General features: G+C 64.0%; 10 protein-coding genes and 1 riboswitch. Of the genes, 4 read left to right on the forward strand and 6 right to left on the reverse strand.

Features of this window, described 5'->3' with window-relative positions:
* Window positions 1-5 precede the first annotated feature (5 nt).
* The 3 genes from AC1DMY_RS14735 to AC1DMY_RS14745 form a co-directional block, all read right to left on the reverse strand.
* Window positions 6-1,307, reverse strand: coding sequence for an ABC transporter permease (locus tag AC1DMY_RS14735; RefSeq protein WP_477165686.1), 1,302 nt, complete (start codon window positions 1,305-1,307; stop codon window positions 6-8).
* 132 nt (window positions 1,308-1,439) lie between these two features.
* Window positions 1,440-3,416 (reverse strand): M56 family metallopeptidase, encoded by a 1,977-nt coding sequence (locus tag AC1DMY_RS14740; RefSeq protein ID WP_477165687.1) that lies wholly within the window; start codon window positions 3,414-3,416, stop codon window positions 1,440-1,442.
* A gap of 1 nt (window position 3,417) precedes the next feature.
* Entirely contained in the window at window positions 3,418-3,804 is a 387-nt protein-coding gene (locus tag AC1DMY_RS14745; RefSeq protein WP_477165688.1) for a BlaI/MecI/CopY family transcriptional regulator, read from the reverse strand.
* A gap of 355 nt (window positions 3,805-4,159) precedes the next feature.
* Between AC1DMY_RS14745 and AC1DMY_RS14750 the strand changes: the two genes are divergently transcribed.
* Window positions 4,160-4,357, forward strand: a complete 198-nt coding sequence (locus tag AC1DMY_RS14750; RefSeq protein WP_477165689.1) for a hypothetical protein — start codon at window positions 4,160-4,162, stop codon at window positions 4,355-4,357.
* A 5-nt stretch (window positions 4,358-4,362) separates the two neighbouring features.
* Entirely contained in the window at window positions 4,363-5,229 is an 867-nt protein-coding gene (locus AC1DMY_RS14755; protein WP_477165690.1) for an SPFH domain-containing protein, read from the forward strand.
* 44 nt (window positions 5,230-5,273) lie between these two features.
* Here the strand turns inward: AC1DMY_RS14755 and AC1DMY_RS14760 are convergent, their stop codons facing one another.
* Window positions 5,274-6,278 carry a ribonucleotide-diphosphate reductase subunit beta gene (locus AC1DMY_RS14760; protein ID WP_477165691.1) on the reverse strand — a complete coding sequence of 335 codons (1,005 nt, stop codon included), beginning with the start codon at window positions 6,276-6,278 and terminating at the stop codon, window positions 5,274-5,276.
* 208 nt (window positions 6,279-6,486) lie between these two features.
* Between AC1DMY_RS14760 and AC1DMY_RS14765 the strand changes: the two genes are divergently transcribed.
* Window positions 6,487-6,783, forward strand: a complete 297-nt coding sequence (locus AC1DMY_RS14765; RefSeq protein WP_477165692.1) for a GIY-YIG nuclease family protein — start codon at window positions 6,487-6,489, stop codon at window positions 6,781-6,783.
* A gap of 35 nt (window positions 6,784-6,818) precedes the next feature.
* Here the strand turns inward: AC1DMY_RS14765 and AC1DMY_RS14770 are convergent, their stop codons facing one another.
* Together AC1DMY_RS14770 and AC1DMY_RS14775 are read right to left on the reverse strand one after the other, a co-directional pair.
* The gene (locus AC1DMY_RS14770) at window positions 6,819-9,305 is read right to left on the reverse strand and encodes a ribonucleoside-diphosphate reductase subunit alpha (RefSeq protein WP_477165693.1); all 2,487 of its coding nucleotides are present in this window, start codon (window positions 9,303-9,305) and stop codon (window positions 6,819-6,821) included.
* Window positions 9,306-9,456: 151 nt separating this feature from the next.
* Window positions 9,457-9,675: riboswitch (cobalamin riboswitch) on the reverse strand.
* 158 nt (window positions 9,676-9,833) lie between these two features.
* On the reverse strand, window positions 9,834-10,706 hold the full coding sequence (locus tag AC1DMY_RS14775; protein WP_477165694.1) for a type 1 glutamine amidotransferase domain-containing protein: 873 nt from the start codon (window positions 10,704-10,706) through the stop codon (window positions 9,834-9,836).
* A gap of 127 nt (window positions 10,707-10,833) precedes the next feature.
* Between AC1DMY_RS14775 and AC1DMY_RS14780 the strand changes: the two genes are divergently transcribed.
* A complete protein-coding gene (locus tag AC1DMY_RS14780; protein ID WP_477165695.1) occupies window positions 10,834-12,054 on the forward strand; it encodes a cation:proton antiporter in 1,221 nt (406 codons plus the stop codon).
* The last annotated feature ends 12 nt before the right edge of the window (window positions 12,055-12,066 follow it).

Here is a 12,066-nt window from a genome sequence, read left to right on the forward strand (position 1 = left end):
AGGCCTCATTGCGTCTTCAGTTGGAGAGCGGGAGGAATGCGGCAGGCGCGCCACGCAGGCAGCAGGCCTGCGATCACGCTGGCTACGAGGGCGAGCACGAACGTACCAAGCAGCATGCCTGCGTCCATCTGTGCGAGTTGCGCGTAGCCGTCCGGTCGCTGGCGCACGCTCCACAGGCCCAGGCACGCGATGCCCAGTCCCAGCAAACCGCCGGCCAGGCCGATCACGCACGACTCCACGCCCAGTTGCAGAAAGATGTCCCAGCGCCGCGCGCCCAGGGCGCGGCGCACGCTGATCTCGCCGCCGCGACGCAGGAAGGTCGCCAGCAGCAGGCCCACTACGTTGAGCATGCACACGGCGAGAAAACCCAGCGATAGCGATAGCTGCAAGCGCAAGTCATCGGGGATCGCATGCTGGCGCGTCAGCCAGTCCATCAGGCCGTAGAGCTCTGCATTCGCCGGTCGCGGCATGCGGCCGTGTGCCTGCTGATCGCGCCAGTAGCTGCCAATGAATTGCCGGTACGCCTGCACTTTGGCAGCGCTGTCCAGCTGTACCCAGAACTGCAGCCAAACGCAGTGATTGCTGGTACGCGCATCACCACTGCTGTCCCAGCAGGACATGCGGCCGTTGAAGTCGAGCCCCAGGTCCTGCGCGGTCTGCAATGGCAGGAAGAACTGGTCGGTCTTGCCGAAGCCGCGGCCGTCCACTTGTGCATAGAACTGCGGCTGCGGATGCCAGTCGTCGAGCACGCCGACAACCCTGAAGTCGGTGTTCTTCAAGCGCACGCTATGGCCGATCGCCGACGCGGTGCCGAACAGCTTGCGCGCCAGCTCGCGATTGAGCACGACGATGCGCGCATGGCTCTCATCGTCGTCGCTGCGCCAGGCGCTGCCCGCAGCGAAGGGCACGTTGAACATGCTGAAGAAGTCGGCCGTCACATAGCGTCCCGTTTCGTAGAACGGCAGCTCGCCGCTCTGCATCGGCCGCACGGGAACCGCTCCCCCCGCCATCGCGGCCTGCCGATCTGCCCGGCGTGCGTGCAAGAGATTCATGGCATCCGGCCAGCTGAAATTGCCGTCGGGCTCGGTGGGCTCACTGTGATCGCGCGCCAGCGGCCGGATGTCGATCACGGGTGCGTAGATCTGCCCGCTGCGCCCCGGCAGCGGATCGCCGGAAAGCACGTGGAAAATCGTGATCATGGTCATGCTGGCGCCGATGCCCAGCCCGATGACCAACACCATCAGCGCCGCCAGCGCCTTGCTGCGGCGCAGACTGCTGATGGCGGTTGTCGCGTAGTAGCCAATCATGTCGCCTCCTTCCCTGCGTGGAACGGGTGCGCGTAGGCAACGGCTACCCGTCGCCCCGGCAAGCCGGGGCGTGTGGTGAGTCGATGGAACCTGGATCGCGGTGGCGTGCCCTGGCGCGCCATCGCGCTGAGGCTATCGGTTGCTTACCGGCTGGGCGATGCCCTTCGCCAGCGCTTCGTCGAGCAGGCGGCTCATCTGCTGGGTCGCCTGTTCGGTGGCCTGTTCCTCGCGATGGGCGAGTGCTTCCTGTTGCTTTTCCAGCGCTTCCTGCTGCTTTTCCAGGTCTTGCTGTTCGCGTTCAAGACCGGCTCGCTCGCGATCGATCTCCGCTCGCTGGGACTCAAAGGACGCGCTTTCCGCGTCACCGCCATCGGACGACGGGCGCTGCGCCTGTCGCGCGGCGATCTCCGCCTCACGCGTGGCCATGCGTGCCAACCGCTCGCCCAGGGCGCCCTGGCGTGCACCGATGCCGCTCTCCTGTCCGCTCACGCGGCCTTGCTCGCCACTGAGTCGACCCTGCTCTTTGGACAGCTCGGTCACCGCTGCATAAGCCGCCTTGGCACGCGTGAGATAGGTTTCATCGCGGATCACATAGGAGTTGCTGCCGCGACGGAACAGCAGCAGCGGTTCCGACTGCCCGCGCAAACTGCGAGCCGTGGAAACGTCCAGGTCGCTGCCGTTGATGATCACCGAATCCTTGTCGAGCAAGGCGAAGCCGTATTGCGCACCGGTATGCGTGTCGATATCGATGTGGTGCGCAGCGAACCCTGATGAGCGCGGCTCAGGCGGAGCGGGCGGTGCCGGCGGCGGAGGCGGAGGCGGCGGAGGTACCGGCGCCTTGGGCGCGGGCGGCGCCGGCGGTACGGGCGGCACGGGCGGCGGCGTCATGCTGCCGCGAGGCGACGGCTTCGTCTTCGGCGTGGCGGGGGTCAGTGGCGTTGCCGGCGTGGTCGGCGTCATGGGTGTGGCCGGGGTTGGCGGCGTGGCGGGCGTCGGCGGTGTCGCCGGCACCGACATGCTGCTCGATGCACTGGCGGGCGTGGACGCCGTATCGCCCTTGGCCTCGGTCACGCGATACGGCAGCACGCCGATGGCGGCAACGATGGCCACCAGCAACCAGCTGCGCACGCGTGAGGTGGTGTCCTGATCGCTCAGCTGCAGCATGGTCAGTCGCCTTTTCAGGTTGTGGAAGGTCGGTGATGCGCCGGCAAGCCCTGCATGCAGCGGATGGGCCACGCCCAGGCGCAGCAGCAGGCGGCCGTAATCCTGCGGTGCGGCGTCGTGCTGATGAACCACTTGTGCGTCGCACGCTGCCTCGCGGTTCAGCGCGTACTCGCGCATCGCCCACGCCACCATCGGATGAAAGAAGAACAGTCGCTGCGCAATGGCGGGAATCCATCCCATCCACAAATCACCGCGACGCAGATGAGTGAGTTCGTGGGCGAGCGCCAACGCGCTTTCTTCAGAGGAGAGGTTCTGGTTGGCAGGCAACAGCACCACTGGCCGCCACACTCCACTCACCTGGGGTGATCGGATCGCATCGGAGACGCGCAACGCGGGACAGCGGCGCAAGCCCATCGCATGCGCCTGCTCGGCGCACAGCGTCTGCAACGCGGGATCGGCTAGCGGTTGCGATGCACGGACCACGATGCGCGCCTTGCGCCAGTGGCGCAACGTGATGAGCATCTGCACGATCACGCCGGCCAGCCATAACGCCAAGACCGCCGGCAACCAGGATGTCCAGCTATGCGAGGCCGATGTGGTGGACCGCACGATCACGGTTTGATCGTCGCTCCCAGGTTCTGCCGAGAAAGATGCGGAGCTTTGACCAACGCTCGCGATCCGGTGTTCGCTCGGCGTCACCGTAGTGATGACCGTGGTTTCGGCAGAAGAGGGCGACAGCAGCGGTAACGCCACCGGTGTGGGCAGCAACAAGCCCAGCAGGAGCTGCACGCCTAGCAGCCACCACAGCAGCGAGCGCGTGGCGGCGGAGAGCCGCGGCAGTTGCCGGTTGAGCAGCCACACCGCGCCTATCAGCAGCGCCGCCTGCAGCGATGTCCAGGCCAGGCGGCCCACCACTTCTTGTGCGAGAGAGGCAATGGCGCTCATGTCAGGTCTCCTTGCGGCGCGACTGCAGTTGATGCACCAAGGCTTCGAGTTCGGCCAGTTCGTTGTCGCTGACGTCCGCGCGTTCGGACATCCATGCCACGAACGGCGACACCGAGCCGCTGAGGGTTTTCTCCACGAACTGGCCTACCGCGCTGCGCATCACTTCACCGGGGCCGGTGGCGGTGCTGTAGCGGTAGACGCCTTGCACCTGCTTGCGGCGCAGGTAAGCCTTGCCGCGCAGGCGGTCCATCATGGTCAGCACGGTCGAGCGCGCGAGGCCGCGCGGTTCGCCGAAGCCGCTGACCACTTCGCCCACGGATGCATTGTTGTGTTCGGCGAGATACTGCAGGAGCGCCAGCTCCTGATCGCCGATGGTTGGCTTGCCCATGTCCAATGTCCTGGTGACTACAGCTGTAGTCAACGTACGCCGTGACTACAGCTGTAGTCAATAGGCCAGTGGTGCTGGATTTGCGTCAGTGCTGACTTGTTGCAACGCATCAAAATCGGAGTAGAGTGCGCCCCGTCCTCATCCCGCAGCGCGCCTGGAGTGCGCTTATATGAAGGCTCGCACGCTATCTATCGCTGACCCATCCCGCCGCTCACGGCGCGTCATCGCACCCACGGGTTAGCAACGCTCTTCGTCCTTCGCATACCGGCTCGGCACGCTGATCGTGCCGAAGCGGAAGATCGCGAACGGACGTCCATACGGCTCTCGCCAACACATCATCACCACGGGGAAAACCATGAAGACGCTTGTCGACTGGCTGGCGCATCGGCTGTGGCCGTTCGTCGTCTGCCTGCTGCTGTACATCGCTGTCATCGGGCCGGAGCTGATCTCGGCCGCAAGCACGCTGGCCGTGCTTATCGGTCTGGTTCTGCTGGCCTTGCTACTGGCGTGGGGCTATCTGCTGCTGCGCCACGGTTTCACTCACAAGGAATGATCGCCATGAAACGCGTATTGACGTTGTCGTTGTCGCTATCCGCCCTGCTGCTGGCCGCCTGCTCGAAGGTGCCGGCGGGCAATGTCGGTGTGAAGTTCCAGATGTACGGCGATGACAAGGGGTCGCTGCAGGAACTGCCGCCCGGCCGCTATTGGGTGGGTTGGGGCTACGAGATGTACACGTTCCCGACCTTCACGCAGACCTACACCTTCACGCGTTCCACCCTGGAAGGCCGTGCGGTGGACGAGTCGATCAGCTTCCAGACCGCGCAAGGCCTCACGGTGAACGCGGACGTGGGCATCACCTATCACATCGATCCGTCGAAGGTGACGCTGATCTTCCAGAAGTACCGCAAGGGCATTGACGAGATCACGGACGTGTACCTGCGCAACATGATCCGCGACGCGCTGGTCAAGGAATCGGCCAGCCTCGATATCGAGTCGGTCTACGGCAAAGGCAAAGCCAACCTGATTGAGTCGGTGCAGAAGGACGTGAGCGAGGAAGTAGCCGCGGTCGGCATCAACGTGGAGAAGATCTACTGGATCGGCGAATTGCGCCTGCCCGAAAACGTGGTGCAGTCGATCAACGCCAAGATCCAGGCGACGCAGATGGCCGAGCAACGCCAGAACGAGGTGGCGCAGGCACGGGCCGAAGCGGAGAAGGTGGAGGCTGAAGCACAGGGACGTGCCCAGGCGCAGATCACGATTGCGGCGGCGGAGGCCAAGGCAATTGAGTTGAAGGGCAATGCGTTGCGCGAAAATCCCAACATCGTGCAGATGTCGGCGATTGAGAAGTGGGACGGGCATCTGCCCACCTACACGGGGACTAGTGCGCTGCCGTTTGTGAGTCTGGGGAGTGTGCCGGGCAAGTAAGCTCTCGCTCCCTCTCCCCGCAGGGGAGAGGGAGCAAGGCTCGATCAGAACGCCATATCAAACGCCACATCGCCCTGCACGCCAACCTGGTACGCCGACACGCGACGTTCGAAGAAGTTGGTCACTTCCTGTACGTCCTGCAGATCCATGAAGTCGAACGGGTTCTTCGAGCCGTATTTCTTGGGCATGTCCAGCTGCACCAGGCGCTGGTCGGCGCAGTACTCCAGGTACTGGCGCATTTCCTTCGGCGAAAGGCCTGCCACGCCGCCGGAGAGCACGTCTTCAGCGAACTGCGTTTCGCAGGCGATCGCTTCCTCGAGCATCGCTTCCACCTGCGCGCGCATCTCTTCGTCGAACAGTTCGGGCTCCTCGGAGCGCACGGTGCGCACGACGTCGAACGCAAACGCCATATGGCCGGACTCGTCGCGGAACACCCAGTTGGTGCCCGAGGCCAGGCCATGCAGCAGGCCGCGCGAGCGCAGGAAGTAGACGTAGGCAAACGCGGCGTAGAAGAACAGGCCTTCGATGCACGCCGCGAAACAAATCAGGTTGAGCAGGAACTGGCGGCGATGTTCGCGCGTCTCCAGGCGTTGGAGGCCCTGGATGGAGTCGATCCACTTGAAGCAGAACTCGCCCTTCTGACGGATCGATGGAATGTTTTCGATCGCATCGAATGCCTTGTTGCGCTCGGTCGGATCGGGAATATAGGTGTCGAGCAGGGTGAGGTAGAACTGCACGTGCAGCGCTTCCTCATACAGCTGGCGCGACAGATACATGCGCGCTTCGGGCGCATTGATGTGCTGGTACAGGTTGAGCACCAGGTTGTTCGACACGATGGTGTCGCCGGTGGCGAAGAACGCCACCAGGCGATGGATCAGATGACGATCCGCATCGGACATCTTGGATTTGAGATCGGTCACGTCCAGCGAGAAATCCACTTCCTCCACCGTCCACGTGTTCTTGATCGCATTGCGATACATCTCGTAGAACTCGGGATAGCGCATCGGGCGCAGGGTGAGTTCAAAGCCTGGATCAAGAATGTGGGACATGGGTGTTCCTCTCGTATGTCGCGCCGTCGAGGCGGCACGCCTTGTTCTTGTGCCCGTCATTCCTGCGAAAGCAGGAATCCAGTGCCTTCGCTTGGTCCGCCGCGATGCGTCGGGGAAAGGCGCCGGGTCCCAGCTTTCGCTGGGATGACGGTCGAAATGAGTTGATTGTCGTTGCAAGCTCGGACGGAGATCGGAATGGATATCGACCATGCGCGAACGACAACCTTGCGTTTACATCACGGCAAGCCAGCGAAACTTCACGTTGTATACCGGCGTGACCTCCAATCTTGTGGCCCGCATTTGGCAACATCGCAACGATGTCGTTGATGGCTTCACGCAGCATCACCAAGTCCATCAGCTGGTTTGGTACGAAATGCACGAAAGCATGGAGTCCGCCATTGCTCGCGAAAAAGCCATCAAAGCATGGAAGCGCGCATGGAAGATCCAGCTTATCGAGAAATCCAACCCTTACAGGCACGACCTATACGACAAGATCTGCCTTTGATCGTCATCCCAGCTTTCGCTGGGATGGCGGTGAGGTTACTGACAAGCCTCGCAGTACTCCGGATTCTCCAGCGAGCAGAACACTGCCGCCTCCGCCTGTTCCTGTTCCTCCACCGGTGCGGGTTTCGCCACCGGCGCGGCCGAGACCGTGGTCTTGGTGATTTTGGTCGCCGGTCGCGAGCGCAGGTAGTAGGTGGTCTTGATGCCGGATTTCCATGCGTACATGTACATGGAGCTGAGCTGGCCGATGTTCGGGTTTTCCATGAACAGGTTCAGCGACTGGCTCTGGTCGATGTACGCACCGCGCGCGGCGCCCAGGTCGATCAAGGCCTTCTGCGGCAGCTCCCACACCGTGCGGTAGATCAGGCGCAGGCGTTCCGGAATCGCAGCGATGCCCTGGATCGAACCTTCGGCCAGCTTGATGGCGTCGCGGACTTCCGACGTCCACAGGCCCAGCGTCTTCAGTTCTTCAACCAGATAGCGGTTCACCACCAGGAAGTCGCCCGACAGCGTCTCGCGCTTGAACAGGTTGCTCACCTGCGGCTCGATGCACTCGTAGCAGCCGGCGATCGAGGCGATGGTCGCGGTCGGCGCGATGGCGATCAGCAGCGAGTTGCGCAGACCCTTGGCCTTGATCGACTCGCGCAGCGCATCCCAGCGTGCCTGATCATTCGGCTGCGCATTGGTCCAGTAGTCGAACTGCAGCTCACCGTTGGCCGCGCGGGTTTCCGCAAAGCCCGGGTGCGCGCCGTGTTCCATCGCCAGATCGTTCGACTGCGACAGCGCGTTGAAGTAGATCTCCTCCGCGATGCGCGTCGACAGGGCCAGCGCTTCGGCAGAATCGAACGCCAGGCGCAGCTTGAAGAACACATCCTGCAAGCCCATCACGCCCAGGCCGACCGGACGCCACTTGTTGTTGGCGACCTTGGCGGTGTCGATCGGGTAGAAATTCAGGTCGATCACGCGATCGAGCTGGCGCACGGCAGTACGCACCGTGCCGGCGAGCTTGTCGAAATCGAACTGACCGTCGACCACGTGGCGCGACAGGTTTACCGAGCCCAGGTTGCACACCGCCGTTTCGTCGGCGTTGGTCACTTCCAGGATTTCGGTGCACAGGTTCGACAGGTGGATGACGTTTTCCGCCTTCGCCGTCTGGTTGCTGGTGGCGTTGCTGCGATCCTTGAAGGTCATCCAGCCGTTGCCGGTCTGCGCCAGCGTGCGCAGCATGCGGGCATACAGCTCGCGTGCCTTCACTGTCTTCACGGCAAGGCCGGCAGCTTCCGCTTCGCGATAAGCGCGCTCGAACATTTCGCCCCAGCTGTCGACGAAGTGCGGCACCACTTTGGGATCGAACAGCGACCAGTCGCCGTCGCTCTCCACGCGGCGCATGAATTCGTCGGGAATCCAGTTGGCCAGGTTGAGATTGTGCGTGCGGCGCGCGTCATCGCCCGTGTTGTCGCGCAGCTCGAGGAATTCCTCGATGTCGCCGTGCCACGGTTCCAGGTACACGCAGGCTGCGCCCTTGCGCTTGCCGCCCTGGTTCACCGCGGCAACGGAAGCGTCGAGCGTCTTCAGCCACGGCACCAGGCCGTTGGAATGGCCGTTGGTGCCCTTGATCAGCGAACCGCGCGAACGCACGCGCGAGTAGGCCAGGCCGATGCCGCCGGCAAACTTGCTGAGCTTGGCCACGTCGCCGTACTTCTCGTAGATCGACTCCAGCGAGTCGGCCGGCGAGTCGAGCAGGAAGCACGAGCTGAGCTGTTCGTGCGCGGTGCCGGCGTTGAACAGCGTCGGCGAGCTGGCGATGTATTCCAGCGAGGACAGCAGGCGATACAGCTCCAGCGTCTCACCGATCTCGTTGCCACCGAGCGCGCAGGCGATGCGCATGAAGAAGTGCTGCGGCGTCTCGATCACCTTGCGCAGCTGCGGATGGCGCAGCAGGTAGCGGTCGTACACGGTGCGCAGGCCGAAGTATTCGAAGCGGCGCGTGGCCAGCGGATCGATGGCGTCGTTGAGCTTGCGCGCGTTGATCTGCACGAAGTCTCGCAGGCGCTCGTTGAGGATGCCCAGTTCCGCGCCGCGCGCGATGGACTGCGAGAAGCTCTGGATTTCCTGGCCGCTCACTTCCTTGTCGATGAACGCGCCCAGCAGGCGCGCGGCGAGCTGGCCGTATTCGGGTTCTTCGGCAGTGAGCGCGGCGGCCGTGCGGATCGACAGCTGATCCAGTTCCTGCGTGGTGGCGCCGTCATACAGGCCGCCGATGGTCTTGAGCGCCACGCGCATCGGGTCGACCCCGTGCAGGCCTTCGCTGCTACGGGTCACGGCGCGGACGATCTTGTTGACGTCCACCACTTCCTGGCGGCCGCTGCGCTTGGTCACGCGCATCTGGCCGGGGTTGTGCGGCGGGGTCAGCGCAAACGGCGCGTCCGTGCGCGGCGCATCGGCCACGGCGGTGTCGGTGGAAAAAGCAGTGTCGGCACGATCGTCTGCACGTTCGCGTCCGGTGGTATCGATAGGTTGCATCGCGACTTCGCTCCAAGCTTGGTCATCAACCGCCTGCTCCCGCGCGCAGGGCTGAAAAAAAGGTGACGTTTCGCGGACGGTCGAGCAGCAGGGCAGCCGCCCCGCGCATCGACGCGCTTCCCCGCGGAAGCCGTCACTACGCACCAGGGCGTTGGGCCCTGATGTGCCGGCAGGTCTTCGGACTCGTGGACATGGGCGGTGAGGCCCGGCCTAGTTGCCCCCGCTTCCCAGCCGCTGAGGGCCAGTGCGATGGGGGCTTTCGTTTCCACTTACCGCTGCGGGGCAGTCCCGGATTTGCACCGGAGTTCCCTATTAAGCCATTCCGACCGTAGGTCTGAGAGTGGCACCGACCGGCACAACATATCGGGCTGGATGGGGTCGGTCAACCCAATAGATTGTGGATTGACCGTGGATAAGCCCGAAAACTCCAAGATGGGGGCGGAGTTAGCAAATGCTAGGAAATTTTCACGGGGGAGGGCACCGCGGTGACTGGCGGAGGATGCAAGTGCCGCGTCTCCGATGCGGGTCTCAAAGGCGTGTTTCGGCCTGCGTCTCAAGCAGGTCTGCGAATTCGCGGGCGAACCGGTGCACATCGCCCGGCCAGCGGGCCGAGACGTAGTTGCCATCGCGCACGACGAAGGCAGGCGTGTCGTCGGTGTCGCTGTCGCGCACCAGACCGGAGGTCTTGCGACGGTGGTGCGTGGCGTCGCGTGGCACATCGAGGAAATCGTCAGCGCGAGCCAGCACTCGCGTCACTTCCTGCTGCACCGACATATAGCCAGCCGGCTGACCCATGCCGTCCGGATAGGTTCGGTAGTAGTCAGGATCCCAAAAGCGTGTGATGCGGGTGAGCGACCACGCGGATCTTTCCAGCGCCCACGTGAGTGCCGTCGTGCGCCGCCCATGCAGCACGGAGCGACCGTCCTCAGCACGGCTGCGCGCCGCCAAGACGACCACGTGGCAAATCGCAGCCACCGGTTTGTCGGCGGCGAAGAACGCAGCCACTACACGCTGCAGCTGTTCGCTTTCGAGGTAGGAGCGCACGCCGCGTGCGCAATGACCGCCCGGCAGCAACAAGCCATCGAAGCGTTCGGCATCGATGGCACCCCAGGCGATCGGCGCATTGAACGCCACATCCTTTTCAAGCGCCGCGTAATCGCGCCGTGCATCACCGTTGGCGCGCAACAGCAGGCCGAACAGGCGCAGCTTGCGCAAACCGGGCACGAAACCCCAGGGATCCAAGCCTTCGCCACTCAACATGATCGGATCGGCACTGGCCACCCGGCCATCCGGCGTGGCAAACGTCGCGCGATGTCCCGCCTCGGTGAGGATGCGCCAGGGCACCGCGACTTCGCTGGGGTCGACGTCCTGATGCGGAACGGGGATCAGTACATGGGCCATGCAGTGGGCGACCTTCGGTGTGGGCGCATCCAGGCGGATGGCGTGATCGACGCATGTTGCGGGTCACCGCACATACAAGGCAAGCTCGGGGCTTGGCCGTTCGGCCTTCCATTTCTTCGGGAAATCCATGGGCCATCCGCTGCTGCTCGTCCAACTGCTGGTGATCATCGTCGTGTCGCGGCTGATCGCGGCACTCGCGCGGCGCATCGGCCAGCCGGCCGTGGTGGGCGAGATGCTGGCAGGTCTTGCGTTGGGCCCGATCGTGTTTGGCGCCATCGCACCGGAGTGGCAGCAGCGCCTGTTTCCGATTGACAGCCTTGGCAACCTGCAGAGCCTCAGTACGCTTGGCCTGGTGTTGTTCATGACGGTGGTGGGTGCGGAGTTGCGTGTACCTGCCAGTGCGCAGGGTGGTTTGCTGCGGCCGGCGGCGTGGATCGGCGGCCTGGCCATCGTGCTGCCCGTCGCGCTCGCCTTGCTCGTCGCGCCGTGGCTTTATGTGGACTACGCGCCGCCCGGCATCAGCCGCCTCGGCTTCACCCTGTTCTTTGCCACGGCGTGTGCGATTACCGCGTTGCCGGTGATGGCGCGCATCGTCAAGGAACGCGGCATCACCGAGTCGTTGCCAGGTCGCTTGGGCATCGCCGCGGCAGCGGTGGCCGATGTGCTGGCGTGGATCATGTTGGCCTTCGTGGTGGCGTTGATCAGCGCGCACGGTGACTGGGCGCCGTTCTGGCGCACCATGATCGGGCTGGTCGCCTTGCTCGTGCTGACCTGGTTCGCGCTGCGGCCGCTATGCGCGAAGCTGCTGGCGCGACATGCCCCTGACGGCAATGCGGACGGCGCGGTGCTGGCCTTCCTGCTGGCCGGCGCCTTCGGTTGCGCGGCGATCACCGAGTGGCTGAACCTGCATGCGGTGTTCGGCGCGTTCCTGTTCGGCGCCTGCCTGCCGCGCGACGACCGCCTGCTGGAGAACCTCATCGATCGCGTCGAACGGGTCACCATCGCCGCGTTGTTGCCGGTGTTCTTCGTGCTGGCGGGTTTGAGTACCAGTTCGAAGCTGCTCACGGGCGGAGCAGGCATCGCGCTGCTGCTGGTGCTCGCCGTCTCGGTCGCCGGCAAATTGATCGGCGGCACTGCTGGCGCGCGTATCTCCGGTCAGAACTGGCGCGACAGCCTCACCATCGGCTCGCTGATGAATGCGCGCGGCATGATGGAGCTCATCGTCATCAAGGTCGGCCTCGATGCAGGCGTCATCAACAGCGCGATGTTCACCATCCTGCTGGTGATGGCGATCGTGACGACGATGATGACGACGCCGATGGTGTCGGCGTTCCGTCCCACGCGGTAATGGGCATGGCCC

The sequence above is a fragment of the Dyella sp. 01L423 genome, assembly GCF_056399945.1.